The organism is Lacrimispora xylanolytica (assembly GCF_026723765.1).
Classification (GTDB): domain Bacteria; phylum Bacillota; class Clostridia; order Lachnospirales; family Lachnospiraceae; genus Lacrimispora; species Lacrimispora xylanolytica.
This window is the reverse complement of the sequence record NZ_CP113524.1, coordinates 244304-266695: the sequence shown is the minus strand read 5'-3', so window position 1 is coordinate 266695 and position 22392 is coordinate 244304. Positions and strand designations below refer to the sequence as shown.

Sequence of the window (22392 nt, the reverse complement as noted above, 5' to 3'; positions counted from 1 at the left end):
TCGACAATGACTTTTCCGGCGGTCTCATGCCGGGTGCCGATAAAGAAAGGACAAGAACATGAACGACATAATGGATTTGCATACCCATACCATTGCCAGCGGACATGCGTACAACACGTTATATGAGATGGCAAAATCAGCTTCGGAAAAAGGCCTGGCCCTTTTTGGCTCCACGGACCATGCCCCTAAGATGCCTGGAACATGCCACGAGTTTTATTTTATAAATTTCAAGGTAATACCCAGAAAGCTGTATGGTATCAACATTTTAATGGGTGCAGAGTTAAATATTATAGATTATAAAGGAAGAGTGGATTTAAGAAGGGGACTTTTGGAAAGACTTGATTATGGGATTGCAAGCATTCATGAGCCATGCTATCAAAGCGGAACTGTCACGCAGAATACCAGTGCCTACGTTGGGGCCATGGAAAACCCTCTCATTCATATTATCGGACATCCGGATGACAGCCGTTTTCCTGTTGATTATGATACCCTGGCGGCCGCTGCTTTTGAGAACCATACTCTTTTGGAGGTCAATGCAAGCTCCCTTCACCCAAACAGCGTCCGGGGAAATGCGAAGGAAAAATACGTTACGTTACTGGAACGATGCAAACATTATAAAACAAACATTATTTTAAACAGCGACGCCCACGTAGAGGCGGATGTGGGAAATCACAAAAGAGCCTGGGACTTAATTGAGGAAGTAAATTTTCCAAAAGAGCTGATCGTTAACGATTCTATTGATAAGCTTCTTCCCTTTATTCCCAAGCTGGAGGCTTACCTATGATTAACTTCCTGAATCTTGAATACTTTCTAGCCGTTGCAGAGGAATTAAATATTACAAGGGCCGCCAAACGGCTTTATATCTCTCAGCAGTCCTTAAGCAATCACATTTCCAATATGGAAAAGGAATTCGGCGTTCAGCTTTTTAACCGCACCATGCCCCTGACCTTAACGTATGCGGGGCGTTCCTTAAAAACAAGGGCCAAGCAGCTGTTGGATCTTAAGGATGAGACTTACCGGGAGCTTTCTGATATTAAGGATTTTACGACTGGACAGCTTTCCATCGGCGTCTCCCATACCAGAGGACGTTTTCTCCTTCCTGCCATTCTCCCTTCTTACCGGGAGAAGTTTCCTAATATTGAGTTAAATCTGGTGGAGGGAAATTCACAGGAGCTGAGCACGGCTCTCATTCATGGAGAAATTGATTTAATGATTGATCTCCTGCCCTTTAAGGCAGAAAATGTAGAATCTATCCCTATTTGTGAAGAAGAGATTCTCCTTGTGGTTCCTGACCAGATTCTGGATCAGTATTTTCCTGGAGAACAGGAAGAGATCAAACGGAAGCTTTCTGAAAATCCTGACATTCTTTTGTTAAAGGATTGCCCATACCTTCTTATTCACAAAGGAAACCGGGTCAGAACCATTGCGGACGAGATTTTTGAGGATGCCCAGCTGGCTCCTACCGTTCTTCTTGAAACAGAGAACATTGAAACTGTCTTAGCTTTGGCGGCAAAAGGCATGGGAATCACCTTTTACCCAAGAATGTTCGTTTCCGGCAGTACAGATAACGGAGATGTGGCAGTCAGAAAATCAGGACTTAATTATTATTCCTTAAATTATAACCGCAGTCACGGCGTTCTCGCCTTTGGATGCCACAGGGGACGATACTTATCTCAGGCAACGAAAGAATTCATAAGAATTGCCAGAGAAAACATATAACAGTTTTTTAGCAATACATTGACAAAGCGTGGGGAATCTACTATTATTTAATAGTAACGATTACTAATATAATTATCATTTATAGGAAGGAAGCGGCCATGAAAACATTAAAGTATAGCCGTCAACGGGAATCCATTAAAGCTTGTCTGATGGCAAGGCATGACCACCCCACTGCCGACGCTCTATACACCGCCATCCGAGAGGAATATCCAAACATCAGCTTAGGTACGGTTTATCGTAACTTAAATCTCCTTGTTGAGCTTGGAGAGATACAGAAGCTGACTTGCGGAGACGGGGCAGACCATTTTGATGCTGACACATCACCCCACTATCATTTTGTTTGCAGAACATGCGGGCAGGTCAAGGATCTGCGTTTAGATTCCATGGAAGAAATCAATCATCTTGCTCAGGAACATGCGGATGGGCAGATTGAGAGCCATACCATTTACTTTTATGGAACCTGCAATCATTGTTTGAAGAATTGAGAAATAATTCTTAATAAGACTTGACATAAGAGAAAAGCTGTGCTAAATTAATATCAGTAATCATTACTGTTATTTGATTGCGACAAAAAGATAAATAAAAAATTAAAATAAAGGAGACATGAGATCATGAAAAAATGGGTTTGTACTGTATGCGGTTATGTTCACGAAGGAGAGGCAGCTCCAGAGTTCTGTCCAATCTGTAAGGCTGGTTCTGAGAAGTTCAAATTACAGGATGCTGATATGTCCTGGGCTTGCGAGCATGAAATCGGTGTTGCTCAGGGTTCTCCAGAAGATATCATGAAAGATTTAAGAGCTAACTTTGAGGGCGAATGCTCTGAGGTTGGTATGTATCTTGCTATGTCAAGAGCCGCTCACAGAGAGGGATATCCAGAAATCGGCTTATACTATGAGAAGGCAGCTTTTGAAGAGGCTGAGCATGCTTCTAAATTCGCAGAGTTACTGGGTGAGGTCGTTACCTCCAGTACAAAGAAGAACCTTGAATTAAGAGTTGCTGCTGAGAACGGTGCAACTGCTGGTAAGTTCGATCTTGCAAAACGTGCGAAAGAACTTAATCTTGATGCAATCCATGATACTGTTCATGAGATGGCTAAGGACGAGGCTCGTCACGGTAAGGCATTCAAGGGCTTATTAGAGAGATACTTCGGTTAATATTTTTAGGGGGCGGCGCTTCTTACCGCTCTCCCATTTTACATACGAAATCAGCCAATAGGTATAAAATCAGGAGGGTTAACTTATGTCAAAATATGCGGGTACTAAAACAGAACAGAATTTAAAAGATGCATTTGCCGGGGAATCCATGGCAAGAAACAAGTACACCTTTTTCGCTTCCGCAGCAAAAAAAGCCGGCTATGAGCAAATGGCTGCCTTATATCTGGAAACTGCTGACCAGGAAAAGGAACATGCTAAGATGTGGTTTAAGGAACTTCACGGAATCGGCACCATGGAAGAGAACCTTGCGGCAGCTGCCGAAGGGGAAAACTACGAGTGGACCGATATGTATAAGCGTATGGCACAGGAAGCCAGAGAGGAAGGATTTGAAGAGCTGGCATTCAAATTCGAATTCGTGGGAAAAGTGGAAGCTGCCCATGAAAAACGCTACTTAAAGCTTCTTGACAGCTTAAAGAATGACAAGACCTTTAAGGGAGATGCACCTCTTGGCTGGAAGTGCCGCAACTGCGGTTATATCCACGAAGGACCTGATGCCCCGGAAATTTGTCCGACCTGTGCACACCCGAAAGCTTATTTCGAACGAAAAGTGGAAAATTATTAATAGGAAAAACCGGCTGGGAGCCTTCCCGGCCGGTTTTTTCGTGCCTTGGTTTTTCCCCTGTCTCATGGTATACTAAAGGAAGAAAAATTTTATGAACCCATTGAGGATTATCTATGATAAAACTTGCAATTGTCGAAGACGAAGCCCGGTACGCAGAAACACTGAAAAGCTATCTTAAACGCTACGAAACAGAGAATGGGGAGCATTTTCAGATTCAGGTATTTTCCGATGGTCTGGATATTATAACGGATTATACGGCAAGCTATGATATCATTTTACTTGATATTCAGATGAAACACTTAAATGGTATGAAAACAGCCCAGAAGATACGGGAATTTGATGAGGATGTGATTTTTATCTTTATCACTTCTTCCACTCAGTTCGCTCTGGAAGGTTATCTTGTGGATGCCCTTGGATATGTGTTAAAGCCGGTTCCTTATCTTTCCTTTTCAAAGCTTCTAAAAAAGGCCGTGGAACGAACAAAAAAGAAAAAGGAAGCTCATTACATCAATGTGGTGGTGGACGGCGGCACCATGCGAATCAGCCTGGATTCGGTTTCTTATATGGAAAGCCAGCTCCATCAGCTTCTGATTCATACGGATAAAGGGAATTACTTGGTTCCTGGTCCCATGAAGCGGATGGAAGAGACATTAATGCCCTATGGATTTTCCAAATGCCACCATGCTTATCTTGTGAACTTAAGCCATGTGACAGGGATACTTAACAATCATGTCCAGCTATCCTCTGACCAGCAGGTGCCTTTAAGCCGTACCAGGAAAAAGCAGTTTATGGATTGCCTGACGGAATATCTGGGAGGTTAATATGAACGCTGTTGATCTGATGAACACTCCCCGCCCCTATACTGCCCTTGCAGAATGGATGGCATGCTTTCTCTATGTTCTCATGCTGAGGAAGAAATTTAAGGGGATTCAACTGGCTGCTTTTATGACTGGCATGCTGGGTGTATTCCTGGTATTTCACCACATTGCCGGTATGCTTCCCTTATTTTTGTGGTTTCCGGGAATGATGACTGCTATCCTGATGATTTATCTTACCATCTATTTATCCTGTCAGGTATCTTCTTATGATGCCTTGTTTCTGTGCATCCGGGCCTTTGTTCTGGCTGAGTTCTCAGCTTCCCTGCAGTGGCAGTTATATGTGTGGTGGGCCATTATGTTCCAAAGGGAAAGTAAGACCATTTCCCTCGGCGTCATGACGGTCACTTACCTTTTTATTTATACGGGATATTACTTTCTGGAACGGGAGCACATTCCAAAAGAGGAAGGTATGGATGTGGAGAGAAAGGAACTTCTTGGCACTGCCTCCATGGGACTTGGCGCTTTTTTAATAAGCAACATCAGCTTTGTCATGCCAAATACTCCATTTTCCAGTGCTGCCAGTTCTCTGCTCTATGTCCGGACCCTGGTGGACTTTGGAGGCGTGATTATGCTCTATGCCCAGCAAAACAGGAGAAAAGAGCTTCAGGTCCGAAGTGAAAATCATGCCATGAACGTAGTACTTCAAAGGCAGTATGATCAGTACCGTATGGCTCTTGATAATATGGAGCTGCTTCGAAGAGAATTTCACGACTTAAAGCATTACATGATTGCCATTCGGGCAGAGTCTGACCCCTTAAAAAAGGAGCAGTATCTAAAGGAGATGGAACAGGCCATTCTCACGCAGGAGTCTCTGTTAAACACCGGAAATCAGGTACTTAATGTAGTTCTCACCACAAAAAGCACATATTGCAGCCAGAATAACATTTCCTTTACCTGTATGGCAGACGGAAAGCCGGTTTCCTTTCTCCATGTAAAGGATATTTGCTCTATTTTCGGAAATGCTCTTGATAATGCCATTGAATGCGTTTCCCAATACGATGACCCGGAAAAGCGTGTGATTACACTTACGGTTGGTAAGAAAAATGGATTTTTACTCATTCAGTGCGAGAATTATTCCGATGGTCCTCTCATTATGGCTGACCGTGGTCTGCCTTCTACCACAAAGAATAACAGTAAATTTCATGGCTATGGGCTAAAAAGCATACAGGCCGCCGCGAATAAATACGGCGGGTCCATGACGGTCGCCTCTAGGGATCAGTGGTTTGTTTTAAAGATACTCATACCCATTCCCGAAGAGGTAACATAAGCCCTTGGGCTGGTTCTATGTATGTGTCATGAAAGCCAGCCGTAGCATAATATAAGGTATAAACAAATACACGCCTTAAAACGGAAATATAATTTTAATTATATCAATTTCCGATTTATGGCGTGTTTTTAATTTCTCTGTTTTAGATAAGCATCAGCCTAATCTTAAGCTTCATTTTTAAATATAATTTTAAAGATTGGGAAGAACACCCAGAACGAGATGGCGGAATTAATCAGCATGGTAATTACATCTGCAACTGCCTCTCCCCCTGCTCCCATTCCCAGACCATTGATAAAGAAATGATAGATAGGGGCCTTATAAACTCCTTGAAGCGCCGCTGCACCTATGGTTATGATGACATATGCAATTACATACCACATAGCAGCCTTTAACGCGCTGTTATTGGCCTTAAAGGTTACATTTCGCTGGAGGAAGAAGTTGATTACCTGTGCAATTGCCATGGTTATTTCCACTGCCAGAAAGTAGGCCAGACCGCCTCCGCCGCCTTTTGACAGCTCCCCGGCTGCATAGTTGAAGATATAATAAGGAGTTCCATCGGGGTTTGCTCCCAGATGCCATACTTTAAAATCCGTATTCACCAGAGGAGTCAATCCAAGCATGCTCTTAAATGCTGGCATTAATATCATTTGAAGCACGGTCACGCCGTTAGATACCAGAAAAAAGAGTAAGAACTGGGCGACTGTGGGGTGCTTTTTAACAAATGACTTCCAACCTGTTTTTATGCTGGTCAGCATGGTATCACCCCCTATTTTCCTGATAATTTCTTTTCATATAATTTGTTCGCTTTTGCATTGGCAAAATACCCGCCAATGATCTTTTTGATTCCTTTAAAGAAATGACCATTTGCCGCCAGGACCATTCCTTCTGCCATTTCCATACTGACTGCACCATTCGTCATTTTTGCTATGCCGCGAAATGGGATATTGTAAATAAAAATAAGGTTCAGATTCGGCTTTCCCTTTGCTTCACTTCTGTTCTTTAAGCCTGTCAGAATGCGATAAACCAGTCTTGCCAGGGGGCTTTTTGCCCCATGCATCTGGCAGAGAGCGTCATTTAGACTCAGAGCTTCTGACCTAATTTCCTTTGGTACGGTATGGCCTAACAGGGCTTCAAATTCTTCCGTTTTTACGTCTCTTACGGCTGCTGTGTAATAGGATTTCATTTTTTCCGGGTCATAGGGAAGAATCTCAGTCGTCCCTACTACTTCTATTGTCCCACTTAACCGCACGTCATCTGCATTACCGCCAATACACAGGTTATAGTTACCGGCCTCCACCTCAAACTGTCCGGTTGCTGTATTATAATAGCGGAAGGTCTTATCATCAAAGGATATGGATACTTGTTTGCTTTCCCCTGCCTTTAAAAATACCTTTGCAAAGCCCTTTAACTCTTTTTCCGGACGGAAGATGGTTTCCCTGGGACCGCCCACATAAAGCTGGGCCACTTCTTTTCCGTCGACGCTTCCTGTATTGGTCAGAATAAAGCTGACACCTTCCTTTGTGACCGTCAGCTCTGAATATTCAAAGGTGGTATAGGAAAGACCATATCCAAAGGGATATCGGACGGAAACGCCTGCCGTCTGATAATAGCGGTATCCTACGTACAGGGCTTCCCGGTATTCACTGTTACGTCCTTTTCCCGGAAAATACCGGAAAGAAGGAGTATCCACATAGGATAAGGGATAGGTCTCATTTAAGTGTCCCGATGGGTTGACTGCCCCTGTGATGATATTAAGCATGGCCCCTGGACCTGCCTCACCGCTTAAATAGCCGTGAAGAATGGACTTACAATGCTCTTCCCAGGGCATCTCTATAGCGGAGCCAGCACTGATAATACCAACAATGGATGGATTCACCTCTTCCAGGGACATAAGAAGTCTTATCTGGTTTTCCGGGATTCTCATGTGGCTTCGGTCCATTCCTTCTGTCTCGCTTAATTCATCGAGTCCAAAGCAGTAAAGAACTACGTCCGCATGCTTTGCCAGCTCAACGGCCTGGGACTCCAGGGAGCTGTTTTCCCTTCCACTTCGTTCATAGCCATTTGCCACTCCCACCACCTGTAAGGGATACTTAGAGATAACCCCTTCCATAGTTTCCAGTCCTATTGGATTTACCAGAGAGGAACCCGCTCCCTGATACCGGGGTTTTACTGCAAAGTCTCCAATCAGGGCCACCTTACAGCCTGATGGCAGGGGCAGTAGGGACTCCTGGTTCTTAAGGAGTACGATGCTTTCTTCTGCCGCCCTTTCCGCCAGTCTGTGATGCTCCTTCTGATTAAAGGTGGTTTTCCGTTCGCTGCTTTTCCTTGTCAGATCAAACACAGCGCTTAAAACACCATCGACGCAAGAATCCAGCTCTTCCATGGTCAGACTGCCCTCATCTATGGCTTTTAGAAGCCCTCTTGCAGAATCAAGCCCTGGAGACGGCATCTCTAAATGGGAACCAGCCGCCACACCTTTCACATGGTCGTTAGAACCGCCCCAATCCGTGACCACAAGGCCGTCAAAGCCCCAGTCATCTCTTAAGATATCCTTTAAGAGATGCTTATTTTCATTGGCATAGGTTCCGTTCACCTCATTGTAGCTGGTCATTATGGCTTTTGCATTGCCTTCCTTTACTGCAATTTCAAACCCTTCCAGGTAGATTTCCCTTAAGGTCCGCTCATCGACTACGGAATTCATTGCCATTCGACGAAGCTCCTGATTATTGACTGCAAAATGCTTGGGGCAGGCGTACACGCCCTGGTTCTGGATTCCTCTGACGTAAGAGGCTGCCAGCTTTCCCCCATGATAAGGGTCTTCGGAGAAATACTCAAAGTTTCTTCCGCAGAGGGGATTTCTCTTAATATTAAGTCCCGGTCCTAAGAGAACATTCACCCCCTGGGAGTTTGCTTCCTCTCCAAGGGCATTGCCGATCTCCTCACAAAGGGCCTCATCCCAGCTGTTTGCAACAGCGGCTGCCGTTGGAAAGCAGGTGGCGGGCAGGGAGGGATTAAGCCCCAAGTGGTCTCCCTCACTTGCCTGCCTCCGGACCCCGTGGGGTCCGTCAGCCAGGAAGATGGAAGGGATGGATAAGCGGTCAATGCTACGAGTCTCCCATACGTTTTTTCCGCTTAGGATGGCCGCCTTTTCTTCCAGTGTCATGGTATCTAAAAAATTTTTATGCTTCATCATTTTTTCCTTCTAAAACTGCCTCTTCTGTCACTTCTGATTCCCGTTTGGCTTTATAGCGCTTCCACATGAAAAGCTCCAGATAGACAAGACCGGCAGCCAATATAACATCAATTCCAATGGCTAAAATCTGCCAGCTCATCAAACCGCCTTTTGCGTTATTTCCTTCGTAAGCCCTGCTGTTGACTACGGTATACATAATGTTCTTTGCAGACTGTCTCATGGCCTTTATACTGGTGGCGCTTTCTGTATCCTTTAAATGGTTTGTTTCCGTATCATAAGCGACCAGCATGGCATCGTTTCCGTTTCTGATTTCCTGGTCCGCATTCTGGTAACCGTAGCCGCCAAAATAATCGGTGAGCACAAAGCCCTGAAAGCCCCATTCTCCTCTTAGAACGGTTTTAAGAAGGGCACTGGAGGCACCTGCATACTCGGTTCCGATATAGTTAAAGGATGACATGACAGCTTTCGCACCACCCTCTTTTACCGCTATTTCAAAGGGCTTTAGGTAAATCTCACGGATTGCCTGCTCCTCTGACCAGGTGCAAAGCATGCTTAAACGGTTGGTCTCCTGATCATTTAATGCAAAGTGCTTGATATAACCGTAAACGCCATGCTCTTCGGCTCCTTTTAAAGCGCTGGCAGCCATCTTGCCTCCCAGCAGGCCATCCTCTGAGTAATACTCGAAGTTACGTCCTCCAAAGGCAGAACGATGGGTATTCATGGCAGGTGCATACCAGCCTGACACATCCATTTCATCTGCCATGGCTCCTATGCTTTCACCAAAGGCTTTGGCAATGTCTTCATTCCACGTACAGGCAATCATAACGGCAGAAGGGAAGCCAATGGAGCCTACCCCTGTAAAGTTATTGTTAATGGAAGCCGGTCCGTCACAATCCACGGTTCCTACCTTTTTTACGCTCTTGGCTGCAGAGGTCTGATAGCCTCCGATTGCCACCATGGTATCCATCTCGGTTACTGTAAGCTGGTCAAGCAGCTTCTCCCACTGGGGATCGTCATAAGGAAGTCCCCGCATACTGGCTAGTGTGAGGCCATTCTTTGCTCCAGTTACCGGCATCTCATCTGCCGGGTCATTGTAATCCTTAGGGTCATAATTTTTATTGTTTACAAAGGTCTTTTTATATTCCTCCGGCATGGTCATGGTCTTTGGAGGTGCCGTCACCTCTTTATAATTGGAGAACCCATCTGCTCTGGAGAGGACCTTTAAGTCGCCTTTGGCTTCCTTAAACTGATTCACAGCTGCTACTTCGTCGGTAGACCGTGGATTGGATTCGTTATAAACGATTTGGGAAGGAACGTTCATGGTCTGTTCCTCTATGATCCGGTGAGAATCATTTCGAATGGAAATGCCGTAATCTCCAGCATCCAGAACGTAACCGCCAGTTCCAGTGGAATCATAAGAGGCCATGTCCTCCGTTCCAAAGGAAATGGTTATTGTCTCGGTTTCTCCCGGCTTTATCAGGCCGGTTTTCTTGAATGCAGCAAGATTTGCTGAGGCTTTTTCCATTCCTCCGTTGGTATAAGGAGGATTATAATAAACCTGAACCACATCTTTTCCAGCCACTTCCCCTGTGTTGGTGACCGTCACATCAAAGGTAATCATACCATCTGCCTCGGTCAGCGCTCCCATCTTCTGGGTAAATCCTGTGTAGGATAGTCCATAGCCAAAGGGGTAGACGACGGTGTTATCATAGTCAATCAAGCCTTCCTCTGCTGCGGTCTCATAGAAACGGTATCCTACATAAATGCCATCTACATAGTTAACAAAGCTCGGATAGGTATCTTCACCTTTAAATGCCTTTCCTGAGAAGTCAGCCATATTGTCATAGGTAAAGCTTCCAAAGTTGTTATATTCAGGTGTTTTTGTTAAGTCCTTAACAAAGGTATCACTTGTTTTTCCTGATGGATTGATGTCTCCGCTTATGATTTCTCCAAGAGCTTCGAATCCGGACTGACCGGTTCCAGGACACCAGATGGCACTTTTGATCTGTTTATATTCGTTTAAGAATCCTAGCTCCATGGCATTGGCACCATTGTAAACCAGGATAACATTGTCAAAGTTCGAGCAGACCAGATCCACCAGATCTTTTTCTGTCTTGCTCAGCTGAAGATAATGGTCTCCCGCTTCAAAATCTTTATAATCCTTGGAATTATCTGTATAAGTAACTTTGCTCACATCGGAAGGAAGATCTGCTCCTTCCCCGCCCACACGGGTGATGACCACCATGGCGGTGTCTGAAAATGACTTGGCGCCTGACAGCATTTCCTGGCTGTAAGAAGTCTTTACCGGTTCGGGAAGTGTCCAGTCCTGGGCCCACATTCCTACACTAGGACGATCTGCCCGGTATTCCTTATAAAAATCAGACAATGCGTTGTTTAACTTAAATCCGGCATCTTCAAGTCCCTTTAGCAGGGATACCGTTTCATAGGCATCAGAGAGTGAACCGGAACCAGTTCCGCCATAGCATGGGTTGGTGGAAGCCCAACCGAATACATTTAAGTTTGCGTCCGCTTTTAGGGGAAGCAGGCTGGAATCATTTTTTAACAGTACGATTCCTTCTTCTGCAATTTCTGTGCAAAGCTCCGTAGCTTTATTCGATGTTTCCTCGGTGATGGTTCCGCTTCCAGTGGCAAGGGAAATAAGGCTTGCCATTGGCCCCCAGCAGATTAAATTCACCGTAATGATGAGAGCCAGAACCATTGCCATAATTCCCTGACTCCGGATCAGATACTTTTTAGCCCCTATTTTCTTTCTGCATGCGATAAATACGGCAATGATGGCAGCAAGTGCGATGCCAAGACCGATTAAATAGGGCGCACAGAGCTTGACAATATTCATGACATCATCAATATTAATCTGTAACATTTTTTCATCCTCCTCCATACTGATTGCCACAGTTTTTCGTGGTAATCAGACTTTATCATAAAAAGGAAGCCTTTAAGTTGTCTCTCCCATAACTGGTCAGTTTTTTTGCATAATCTGCAGGCGGTCTGTCCAAAAAGTAATTTCCTGTTACAAAAAAAGCTTCCGGCAGGGTCGGAAGCTTTAGACATGACTTACAGAGAACATTTTTTGCGCGTTTCACTTTTATATTCTTTCACAGTTACCTTCTCATATTTCTTAAATACCTTGCTAAAATAGCTGCTTTCATTATAACCAAGGCGAAAGGCTACATCGGCAATGCTGTCCTCGGTAAAATAAAAATATCCTTTTGCCAGGTGTATCTTTTTCATATGAATGTACTCTGTGACACTTACATTAAGCTGCTCACGGAAAATACGGCTTAGATATCCCTGGCTGATGGCACAGTTTTCTATAATGGTGTTAAGAGTAATATCTTCTTTGATATGATTTTCTATATAAAGAAATATATTTTCCAACAGGGAATATCGGTTGATGCTGTTTTGCTGAAACAAATAATCCATCACCCGAAAGAGCCAGAGCTCTGATGTCTTTCTTTCGAGAATCAGTGCTTCATTAATAGGAAACAGCTCTCCAATCTGCACATTTTCATCGTAGACCATTCTGGTGTCCAAAAGATTCTGTCCAATATAAGTGAAAAGTTTAATCAGTCTTACGGAATCCCCACCTGCCATCTCATAAATACCGTCAATGATTCCGGAAAGACTTCTGTAAAACTCCCCAAAGTCTTTTTGCCTCAGAAGCATTGCAAGTGCCTCATGATGATTCATAACGGTATCTTCATGATTGGTCTTGTAGTTCTCCAGTATCTTTTTTAAGTGGCCCCATGTAACGGGTTTCTCCAAAACATCCTTTACTTCGTCTCTTGCCATGCTCCGGACAAATACATGAGTGGAAAAGGCGGAAAGCATATAAATGGTGATCTCCGGATCAGACTGATGAATGATCCTGCCGGCTTCCAGACCTGTCATTCCAGGCATCATCATATCCATAAATACAATGTCTATGGAACCTTCTTTGCATGCCCTTACTGCGCTCTCTCCATCGCCTACTACCTGGACTATTTGGAATGATTCATCTCGGGATATTAAAATCTTTAAGGCTTCCTGCATTAATATATCATCATCTGCAATCAGAACCCTATACATGATTATTCCGTCCTTTCTTCATAATGTTCAGGCCAGATCAGAACGTTTTTGCACCCCTTATTCCTGGTGCCCTCTGATATGATTTTATACTCTTCACCAAAAAGCCTCCTCATCTTATCCCTGGCATAATCTTTCCCCAAGCTAATGTAATACCCTTCGTGCTTGTCCTTAAATGCCTCATATTTGGCTTCTAATTCCACTTCTGAAAGACTGGGTCCATCGTCGCTGATTTCAAGGACTATGTTGTTATTCCTTATGGAGCCTCCTATGGAAATCTTTCCCCCCTGTTTTTTTAATGCAATTCCATTATACAGGGCATCTTGAACAAATGGCAGTAAGATACCGGAAGGCATCTTTCTCATATGCATCTCTCTTGGCACCTGAATGGAATAATTAAGCCGGTCTCCCAGCTTCTTTTTTTGAATCAGCAGATAATTTTCTGCATGATCCAGTTCTTTTGATATAGGGACAAAGGTACCCTTGTCCATACATTTATATTTAGTATATTCAATAAAAGAACCCAGAAATTCCTGAAATTGTTCTTTATCTTCTATAATGGACAGGTTCATGAGAGAAGTCATGACATCCATGGTCTCACAGGGATTGAAATTCATCTTCAGTTCCTGGAGTTCCATGTTCTTTTTTGCAATTTCTTTGACAAGGAGCTGGTTGGCTCCCTGAATTCCTTTTATCCGCTTCTTTAATGCGTCTTCATGTAGATGCTTGCTGACTTCATTTTCACTTAGCTGATTGATTACAAGGAAAACCAGATTGGCGATATCTAAAAACTTCTCATAGGGAAAAACAGGAATTTCCTTTCGAAACTCCTCACATTTTTCTCTTACCTCTTTTGATTGGTCCGAACGCATCACAGAAGCCAGGCGGCTTACAGATTCAGGGGCATCCACACACTGGACCTGTCCCCCGATAAAGCCTCCCAGATAGTGCCCTCTGACAATAATGGGGATTGCCATCTCTAACAGTCCACAGGGGCAAAAATATACATTGGCCTTTTTTGTGACTGCTGCCTGGATAGATCCAAAGGCATCCGAAGATTTGCAGCCTTCTATGGCCTCTTTGCTGTTTCGAACCTGATTGCAGAAGCCGGAAAAAAACGTTGCATCCGTAATAGGTTCCCCTCTAAAATCCACCGTAACAAATGCCACACCGGTAGCTTTTGAAAGACTCTTTTGGATATTCTCCAGCTTTTCCTTTCCAAACAAGTGGATGATATCCAGTTTTGTCATGTTACCGTCTTCATCCATACTGAAATAGTCATCTGCGGAATCCGACTGCATCTCGGCTAAATGAAGCAGTTCCTGATATTCTTCCATCCTTATAACCTCTCCTTGCTGCTATGTTTTATGTCATCTTCTTGTAAATGATTTATTTCTATATCAGAATAACACAAGAAGACCGGGCTGTCATATAAAACAGCTCGGTCTTATGATATTATTATCCTTTTCTGCCACTCTCCCTGCCCTCGTAAATATCCAACAGAATTTTCTGTATCCCGGGACCTGCGATTTTAGTAGGGGTGGTGGCAAAACAGGCATCCATAAGAGCATTATCTACCATATTTTTAAGTTGCTTTTCATATTCCATCCGGTCAATTCCAAGTTCCATAACAGACTCCGGCATCTTCATGCAGCGCATCAGAGCTGTAATCAGTCCTTTGATTGCTTTTACGGCATCTCTGGAATCTTCCTTTGCTTCTGCTAACTGTACTTTTACAGCAAGTGCGGCATACTTATTCATAATCTCCTGGCTTGTACAATTATATTCTATTACATGATTTAACAATATAGCATTTGCCAGGCCATGGGGAATGTGAAAGGTTCCCCCAAGCTGATGGGCTATGCTGTGATTGATACCAAGACCAGCCGTATTAAATGCGATGCCTGCAAGGGTAGAGGCTTCCTGCATCCTGGTTCTGGCTTTTAAATCATTTCCATCCTTGTAGCAGCCCAGCAGAGATTTTAGTAGTAGCTCTATTGACTTTTCTGCCATGGCATCAGAGAAAGCGTTGGCGCCTGTGGCAACATAAGCCTCTAACGCATGGGTCAGCACATCCATTCCGGTATTTGCTGTAACGGCCTGAGGGACTGACAAGGTCAGCGTGGGATCTAGAACAGCTACATCGGGAAGGATTTCATCCGACGAAATCAGGTGCTTGCTCTTGTTATCAGGATCTGTTATGACAGAAGCCTGGGTTACCTCTGATCCGGTTCCGCTGGTTGTCGGTACTGCAATAAAGAGGGGCTTTTTAACCAGTTCTTTTACCATGGAAAAATAAATGATTCCTTTTGCGGTATCAATGGCAGATCCGCCTCCAAAACCTATGACAATCTCCGGTTTTACCTGATACATCATACAAAGTCCCGATCCTACCACCTGGATGGTGGGATCAGGGATGGCTTTGTCAAATAATTCTACGGCATTGCCGGAACAAAGAATGTCTGTTAAATACGTAACAGCTCCATTCTCTGAAAGGAACTTATCACAAACGATTAAAATCCGCTTATTTTTTATGCCTTTTAAATACTCTCTTGCCTGCTTGCCTTCCTGTATTCTGGTTTTCATGGTTACATTTGACATCTGCGTTTCTCCTTCTTATTCCAAGAATATAAGCCGAACCGCTTTACCTGATACTGAATGCATCGGCAAGAACGCATTTCCGTTTTCTGCAGAAAGATCTTGCTGAGGTAAGGCCTTCTCCGGTAGGTCCTGCAATGGTGAATGTGGTATGGCCTTCTCCGCCTGCTCCGATTCCTGCAAAGGATGGTGCATTTTTAACAAAGATTGTTGTTTCTAATATTTTTGCCATTTTGCTTAATTTCTCGACGTTCTGAGAGTGCATGATTGCTGTATGACGGTTTCCCTGCTCTGCTTCATAGGCATATTCAATGGCAGTGTCCACGTCAGAAACACGTACAATTGGAAGGATGGGCATCATCATCTCTTCCTGAACAAACAGATCATCCTTTGGTACTTCCATGATAATCACACGAACAGAATCTGGTACCTTAACCCCCAGCTGATCCAGGATATAGACTGCGCTCTTTCCAACGAAGGAAGTCTTTGGGCCGCCTTTTTCTGTGGTTATAAGAGCTTTTAATTCCTCGATCTGCTGTCTATCTGTCATCAGATAAGCACCATTATCCTTCATATACTGAATGAGGTGATCACAGATGGAATCTACGGCAAATACTTCTTTCTCTGCAATGCAAGGAACATTATTGTCAAAGCTGCAGCCATCTACAATATCCTTTGCTGCTTTTTTAATATCTGCGGTTTCATCAACGACCACAGGAGGATTGCCTGCACCTGCTCCGATGGCTTTCTTTCCGGAGGAGAGAACTTTCTTTACAATGGAAGGACCGCCGGTAGCAACTAAAAGGCGAACTTTGGGATTGCTTATCATTTTTTCCGTGTTTTCTAAAGATGGCTCTTCCACCATAGAGATTAAGTCAGAAGGAGCACCAGCTTCTATTAATGCTTTGTTTAACATCTTAACAAGAAGTCTGGATACCTTTTTTGCTCTTGGATGAGGGCTGAAAAGAACGGTGTTTCCACCAGCGATCATGGAAATGGAGTTATTGATAATGGTCTCCGTTGGATTGGTGGTAGGAGTGATGGCTCCAATGACACCAAAAGGACAATACTCAATGAGAGTAAGACCGTTATCCCCTGTGACTGCCTCAGAAATCAGATCTTCTGTTCCAGGAGTCTTTTCCGCTGCCAGACGGTTCTTAATAAGCTTATGCTCATAACAGCCTATCTCTGTCTCTTCCACTGCCAGTCTTGAGATCAGCTCTAAGTTTTCTTTGTTTAGGACCGTTTTTCGGATCACATCCACATATTTCTGGCGGTCAGCCATGCCGGTATAAAGAAGTTTTTTCTGTGCCTTTTCAGAAGCTTCTATCGCTTCCTCTATTGTTGAGAAAAGACCGTATCCTTCTTTTCTTTGCTCTGTTACATTTATCATCTGCTCTGACTGAATCTCACGTAAAACCTGTTCTACCATTTGTTCAATTGCTTTTAAATCCATATCCAAGTGTCTCTACCTTCTTTCCCTTATTGTGAATCTGTTTTAGAAATCCTTACCGTTCTTTTCTAATGATTACATGATCACCGTTGCTTAATGAAAAGGCATTGGCTTCATCAACGTCTACGTGCATTTCCAATGCAAACTGATCCGATACACGAACCAGAACATCTCCAAATACACCCCGTCTTTCGCCAAATGTCTCTACTTCTACCATATCTTTGTCCTTCAGCCCCAGAGCATCTGCCTGTGCAGGCGTCATATGGATATGGCGTAAAGCAACAATCGCACCATTCGAAAGAGAAACAATGCCTTTGGGACCGATTAAATCCAGTCCCGGGGTTCCTGTTAAGTCTCCGGATTCCTTTATGAGAGGACGGATTCCAAGACGGAAGCTGTCGGTCTTTGATACTTCGACCTGACTTTGTTTTCTCACTGGTCCAAGAATCCGTACCCGTTCAAATTCTCCCTTAGGGCCTCGTATTGTTACTGTCTCATTGCCTGCAAACTGTCCCGGCTGTTTTAAGTCGCTTTTCCTGGTCAGTTCATAATCCTTTCCGTAAAGTATGTCTAAATCCTGTCTGGATACATGGACATGCCGGTTCGATACCCCAATGGGAACTTTATGTATGTCATAATCTTTCATTTTCTCCATTACCCGCCTGGTAACAAGCTTGATTAATTCTTCTTTATCCATGATTCCCTTTTCCTTTTGAACTGGTTTTTACTCCTTATTATAATTTTGGCAAAATCTTCTCCACATCTGTATGAGGTCTTGGAATGACATGGCAGGATACCACTTCCCCTACATTTGCCGCAGCCGCTGCACCTGCGTCTACGGATGCTTTTACAGCACCTACGTCTCCGCGAACCATAATTGTTACAAGACCAGAACCGATTTTCTCGTATCCTATCATCGTTACATTTGCTGCTTTCGTCATTGCGTCTGCAGCTTCAATTGCACCTACCAGACCTTTTGTTTCCACCATTCCTAATGCTTCATTAGACATTTGTTATACCTCCTGTTTTTTGTTATACGAACCATCTATTAAAATTAAAATGCTAACTGTCTTAATATCCATGCCTTATCTGTTTCTTCCCAGCAAAATCCCTGATTTGTTCTTCCAAAATGCCCGTAAGCGGCTGTCTTTTGGTATTGGGGCCTTAGAAGCTTTAATTTGGAAATGCAATCGGAGACGCCAAAAGAGAACACATTTTTTACAAGCGCTTCCATCTGATGATCGGAAATGGTACCGGTTCCAAAGGTGTTGACCGTAATTGCCTCTGGCTCGATACCTCCGATGACATATGCAAGCGCTACTTCACATCTGTCTGCCAGACCTGAGGCAACAATGTTCTTTGCCACATAGCGAGCCATATAGGCTGCCGAGCGGTCTACTTTCGTAGGATCTTTGCCAGAAAAAGCACCTCCGCCATGCTTTCCAATGGTACCATAGGTATCCACCATAATCTTTCTTCCGGTGACTCCCGTATCCCCAGCCGGACCTCCTATGACAAAACGTCCCGTAGGATTGATATGGATTCTTGTCTCAGGTGTTATAAGGCCGGAATCTATCAACGGCTCAATGACCATACAGCGGATGAATGCATGAAGTACCTCCCGGCTAACTGCTTCGCTGTGCTGGGCAGATACAACAATGCTGTGAATTCCCACAGGTTCACCTGCCTGGTTGTAGCGCACTGTAACCTGGGTCTTTCCATCCGGATATAAAAAAGATGCTCCCTGGGTCTTTCTGACAAAATCAAGCCGCTCTGCCAGACGGTTTGCCAGATAACAGGGCAGAGGCATCAGGCTCTCTGTCTCATTGACCGCATAGCCGTACATGACACCCTGGTCTCCTCCGCCAAGCACTTCCTTCTCCCCTTCTTTGCCTTTGGTGACACCAAGGGAAATGTCTGGAGACTGATTATGTATATTGGTAAATATCATGCAGGTATCTGCATCAAACCCTTTTCCAGGTTCCACATATCCAATGTCTCTGATAACCTCCCTGGCGGTTTCCACCACATCAATCCGGGCGGTTGAGGTGACTTCTCCTGCCAGCATAAGGGTGTTCGTAGAAGCCATGACCTCTACTGCCACTCTGGATGCTGGGTCTTCCTTCAAATACGCATCTAAAATCCCATCTGCAATCTGGTCACAGACTTTATCCGGATGCCCCTTTGTAACGGATTCAGAGGTCACCAAATAGGTTCTATCCTCGCACCTTTCAAACATTCCTTCAACCTGCTTTCTCGATGATTAACGGAGGGCGAAGCCGTCGGTCAGTGTACACCTTCTCCTCCGGGTAAAATGCCTTGCAGTGGCAGTTCCCTCTCCGGTCGTGGTTGCAACCGTAAAACTGGCGTGCCCTTCCAGATCAAATCCAACTCCCAGTAAAGACGGACCGTTTTTTACAAATACAGAGGTCTGCATCTTTTTTGCTGCACGGCTTAAATGTCCAATACACTGGGAATGAATGGTGGCTGTGTGCCTAAGTCCCTGCTCCACTTCAAGAGCCGTCTCCAATGCTTCATCAAAATCAGTAACCTTAATCAGAGGGACCAGGGGCATTAAAAGCTCAAGAGTCACAAAGGGATGGGTCTTATCCGTTTCTGCCACAATCAGCTTTACAGGAGATGAACAGGAAATTCCTGCGCTGGCAAGTATCTTATCAGCACTTTTTCCTTCCAGCTTTTTATTCACCATTAAGTCTTCTGTTACAGCAGCTTTAAGAAGCTTTTGAATCTCTTCCTCGCTCTTTACATAATAGACCCCGTTCTTTAAAAGCTGATAAATAAAAGCGTCTGCTGCCTGCTCTGTCACAATCATGCACTTTTCGGAGGTACACATTAAATTGTGATCAAAGGCTGCACCGCGGACAATGTCATACGCTGCCTGCCTGATATCAGCCGTCTCATCTACAATCGCAACCGGGTTTGCCGGTCCTGCTGCAATCACCCGTTTACCGGAAGCCATTGCCTGATTCAGAGAGTCCGCACATCCGGTGCACACCACCAGGTCTACATCCGGGTGACTCATAATCTCTTTTGTATATCCCATAAGACTTTCATGGAGCGTTACCACAAGATCCGGAATATTACAGGTGGTGAATACGGCATTGCTAATTACCGCCGTCACCAGCTGGGATACCCGCAGTGCTCTGGGATGAGGGCAATGTATCACGCTGTTTCCTGCTGCAAGCATACCGATGGTATTATTAATGAGGGTCGCGCAAGGGCTGGTGGAGGGCAAAACCGCACACACAACGCCTACGGGAGCAAGCTCATATAGAGTCATGCCGTGATCCCCTGTGTTGATTTCTGAAATGAGATCCTCCACACCTGGAGTTTTTTCTATGGCAAGACGAATTTTCTCCGTCTTATCCGCTTCATTTCCCATACAGGTCTCTGCCACAGTCAGTGCCGCCAGTTCTCCTGCCATGGGACGAAGTGCCGCTCTTACGGCTTCTACGACTTCACGCCGCTCATTTAAAGTCAACTCTGCATATTTTGCGGATGCGGTCTTTGCTGCTGATACCGCAGCCGTTACACTGGAGTAAATACTGCTAATCATATGAATTCTTACCTCCTTTCCTTTAAAGCTGATAAGGAGAGCCTTTTAACCTACGACGGTATCAACGATTCCAATAATCGCCATGTCAATCACAGCTTCCCGCTTCTTCTTATCTACGCGGACAGAAGAACCCTGGCCAATTAAAACGATTTCGCCCACTCCTGCCCCTACATAATCTACTGCCACTTCTTCAGAATCTATGAAATTACCTTGGGAATCAATCCTGCGAACGATCATCAGCTTGTAGCCCGTTAAGGTCTCATCTTTCCTGGTCGCTACAACAGTACCTGTAATCTTTGCCAGTCTCACTTACGTTCCCTTTCCTTTCCCGGCCACAAAAATTCCCCACGAACTTTGTGTACCGCCTAAATCCTGAGATTAATTTTTTGTTTTATGTCCAGCCGTTTTTTTCGTTCCGGATGGGGTTGCAGAAGATTTCTCTTTTCCCGCCTGCGGTTCAGTCTGTAATTCAGACTGAGCTCCAGCCTGTGGTTCCTGAGCTGATTTTTCTTCTGCTGCCTGTTCCACTAATGCTGGTTTTTCTTCTAATTTATCTTCTAGTTGAACTGCTGATTCAACTGCGGGTTCAACTACTGGTTTAATTTCTGCTTTAAATGCTGATTCAGCTTTTGGTTTAACTTCTGGTTTAACTTCTATTTGAACTTCTGATTTTTCTTCTACTTCTGGTTCTACCGTCTCTTTTATAGCTACTTTTACGACTGTCTTCCCTGTTATCGCATCTTCCTTTTCTGTCTGCGTTTGCACATGAGCAGAATCGGACGGCTGTATGGGCGCATCTGTTTTTGTGTTTTTAGCAGCTCCAAAAATCTGTTCCACAGAATCTGCAGGCCGGGCAATGACCTTAAAGGACACCAGCTTCTGGTTTTCCAATCCTGTCTGCTTTCCTGCGCTTACAGCCGCATTGACTGCTCCCACATCTCCGGCAACCTTAACGGTCATATAGCCTTGACCTTTGGAGTTTTCAATCTCCAGAATTGTTACATTGGCTGCTTTGACCATGGTATCTGCTACCAGCACTGCCGTTGACAATCCCTGGATTTCTACCAATCCTAATGCCTGTTTCATTGAATCACCTCACAACTTATGTTTACTGTAAGACAATGTTTAATAACCTTGCCCTGTCTTTTGCTAAATCTGTAATGATGTCCCCCTCTTTTAAAAGAAGTACTCCATCTGATGCATGTTCTTCTACATTGGATGCCGTTATGAGCCTTTTCCCATGGGTTTCACATTTACTGGTCTTTTCCTTTTCATTAACGCTCTTAAAGGAATCTGACCGGGAAAGACTTTTACAGGAACCGATTTCTATTCCATATTCTAAAAGCTTTCTGTAATAAGATAAAATCTGTTCCTGATAGGCTGGCTGTTCCTTTCCTGAAAATGGAGTAAGCCCGGACTGTAAAAACAGGATCCGGCTTCCCGCCCGAAAACAGGCTGCCAACCAGGTAGTCTCAAAGGTATCGTGAATGCACAGAGCGGTCTTTACCGCCACCTCTGTGGCAACCACCGGAAAAACCGTGACTGCCTCTTCTAAATCTGCCGGAATCCCCTGAGAAACATACCGTACTCCTTCACAGGACGAAAAATCTCTAAAACAGGCTTCCCGTCCCTCCGCCTGCCATTCATCAGGAATGACAGGGCAGACACGGTATTCACCTGTTTTCTGTATTTCTTCTAAAAATTTGTAATATCTTTCATCCCAGGCTGAGGTACAGACCATATACAAGAGTTTCTTTTCTCTTTTTTCCTCTTCTTCCAGTCTCTTTAAGATTTTTAGCACCAGCTGCTTTAGCTGCTCTTCACTGATCGTCAATTCATCCACCT

Annotated in this window: 21 protein-coding genes; 7 read left to right on the top strand and 14 right to left on the bottom strand. The window is 44.4% G+C overall.

Annotated elements, in window-relative coordinates; all coding sequences use genetic code 11:
- Positions 1-58: 58 nt before the first annotated feature.
- The 7 genes from OW255_RS01295 to OW255_RS01265 all read left to right on the top strand — a co-directional run bounded on the left by OW255_RS01295 (position 59) and on the right by OW255_RS01265 (position 5640).
- Positions 59-784: a phosphatase gene (locus tag OW255_RS01295; RefSeq protein ID WP_268115381.1), complete on the top strand. Its 726-nt coding sequence runs from the start codon at positions 59-61 to the stop codon at positions 782-784.
- The gene (locus OW255_RS01290) at positions 781-1719 is read left to right on the top strand and encodes a LysR family transcriptional regulator (RefSeq protein ID WP_024837708.1); all 939 of its coding nucleotides are present in this window, start codon (positions 781-783) and stop codon (positions 1717-1719) included. Before OW255_RS01295 ends, OW255_RS01290 begins: the two co-directional genes overlap by 4 nt.
- A gap of 98 nt (positions 1720-1817) precedes the next feature.
- A complete protein-coding gene (locus tag OW255_RS01285) occupies positions 1818-2204 on the top strand; it encodes a Fur family transcriptional regulator (RefSeq protein ID WP_026891074.1) in 387 nt (128 codons plus the stop codon).
- 126 nt (positions 2205-2330) lie between these two features.
- Positions 2331-2873 carry an NADH peroxidase gene (locus OW255_RS01280; RefSeq protein WP_024837709.1) on the top strand — a complete coding sequence of 181 codons (543 nt, stop codon included), beginning with the start codon at positions 2331-2333 and terminating at the stop codon, positions 2871-2873.
- 85 nt (positions 2874-2958) lie between these two features.
- Positions 2959-3495: a rubrerythrin gene (gene rbr, locus OW255_RS01275; protein ID WP_024837710.1), complete on the top strand. Its 537-nt coding sequence runs from the start codon at positions 2959-2961 to the stop codon at positions 3493-3495.
- Between the two features lie 113 nt (positions 3496-3608).
- Positions 3609-4316, top strand: coding sequence for a LytR/AlgR family response regulator transcription factor (locus tag OW255_RS01270; protein WP_268115380.1), 708 nt, complete (start codon positions 3609-3611; stop codon positions 4314-4316).
- A 1-nt stretch (position 4317) separates the two neighbouring features.
- A complete protein-coding gene (locus OW255_RS01265; RefSeq protein WP_268115379.1) occupies positions 4318-5640 on the top strand; it encodes an ATP-binding protein in 1323 nt (440 codons plus the stop codon).
- A gap of 164 nt (positions 5641-5804) precedes the next feature.
- Here the strand turns inward: OW255_RS01265 and OW255_RS01260 are convergent, their stop codons facing one another.
- The 14 genes from OW255_RS01260 to OW255_RS01195 form a co-directional block, all read right to left on the bottom strand.
- Positions 5805-6395: a hypothetical protein gene (locus tag OW255_RS01260; RefSeq protein WP_268115378.1), complete on the bottom strand. Its 591-nt coding sequence runs from the start codon at positions 6393-6395 to the stop codon at positions 5805-5807.
- Between the two features lie 11 nt (positions 6396-6406).
- Positions 6407-8830 carry a glycoside hydrolase family 3 C-terminal domain-containing protein gene (locus OW255_RS01255; protein WP_268116563.1) on the bottom strand — a complete coding sequence of 808 codons (2424 nt, stop codon included), beginning with the start codon at positions 8828-8830 and terminating at the stop codon, positions 6407-6409.
- Positions 8820-11717: a glycoside hydrolase family 3 C-terminal domain-containing protein gene (locus tag OW255_RS01250; protein ID WP_268115377.1), complete on the bottom strand. Its 2898-nt coding sequence runs from the start codon at positions 11715-11717 to the stop codon at positions 8820-8822. Before OW255_RS01250 ends, OW255_RS01255 begins: the two co-directional genes overlap by 11 nt.
- 191 nt (positions 11718-11908) lie before the next feature.
- The gene (locus tag OW255_RS01245) at positions 11909-12922 is read right to left on the bottom strand and encodes a response regulator (protein WP_024837716.1); all 1014 of its coding nucleotides are present in this window, start codon (positions 12920-12922) and stop codon (positions 11909-11911) included.
- Between the two features lie 2 nt (positions 12923-12924).
- Positions 12925-14256, bottom strand: coding sequence for a PocR ligand-binding domain-containing protein (locus tag OW255_RS01240; protein ID WP_024837717.1), 1332 nt, complete (start codon positions 14254-14256; stop codon positions 12925-12927).
- A gap of 121 nt (positions 14257-14377) precedes the next feature.
- On the bottom strand, positions 14378-15520 hold the full coding sequence (locus OW255_RS01235) for a 1-propanol dehydrogenase PduQ (protein ID WP_268115376.1): 1143 nt from the start codon (positions 15518-15520) through the stop codon (positions 14378-14380).
- A gap of 43 nt (positions 15521-15563) precedes the next feature.
- On the bottom strand, positions 15564-16979 hold the full coding sequence (locus OW255_RS01230; protein WP_268115375.1) for an aldehyde dehydrogenase family protein: 1416 nt from the start codon (positions 16977-16979) through the stop codon (positions 15564-15566).
- A gap of 46 nt (positions 16980-17025) precedes the next feature.
- Entirely contained in the window at positions 17026-17667 is a 642-nt protein-coding gene (locus OW255_RS01225) for a phosphate propanoyltransferase (RefSeq protein ID WP_268115374.1), read from the bottom strand.
- 37 nt (positions 17668-17704) lie between these two features.
- The gene (gene pduA, locus OW255_RS01220) at positions 17705-17980 is read right to left on the bottom strand and encodes a propanediol utilization microcompartment protein PduA (RefSeq protein WP_024837721.1); all 276 of its coding nucleotides are present in this window, start codon (positions 17978-17980) and stop codon (positions 17705-17707) included.
- 44 nt (positions 17981-18024) lie between these two features.
- The gene (gene metK, locus OW255_RS01215) at positions 18025-19209 is read right to left on the bottom strand and encodes a methionine adenosyltransferase (RefSeq protein ID WP_268115373.1); all 1185 of its coding nucleotides are present in this window, start codon (positions 19207-19209) and stop codon (positions 18025-18027) included.
- A gap of 24 nt (positions 19210-19233) precedes the next feature.
- Positions 19234-20547 (bottom strand): aldehyde dehydrogenase, encoded by a 1314-nt coding sequence (locus OW255_RS01210; RefSeq protein WP_268115372.1) that lies wholly within the window; start codon positions 20545-20547, stop codon positions 19234-19236.
- A 45-nt stretch (positions 20548-20592) separates the two neighbouring features.
- On the bottom strand, positions 20593-20856 hold the full coding sequence (locus OW255_RS01205) for a EutN/CcmL family microcompartment protein (RefSeq protein ID WP_024837724.1): 264 nt from the start codon (positions 20854-20856) through the stop codon (positions 20593-20595).
- A gap of 69 nt (positions 20857-20925) precedes the next feature.
- Positions 20926-21633 (bottom strand): BMC domain-containing protein, encoded by a 708-nt coding sequence (locus tag OW255_RS01200; protein ID WP_024837725.1) that lies wholly within the window; start codon positions 21631-21633, stop codon positions 20926-20928.
- A gap of 22 nt (positions 21634-21655) precedes the next feature.
- Complete coding sequence (locus tag OW255_RS01195; protein ID WP_268115371.1) at positions 21656-22381, bottom strand: hypothetical protein; 726 nt, start codon at positions 22379-22381, stop codon at positions 21656-21658.
- Positions 22382-22392 lie beyond the last annotated feature (11 nt).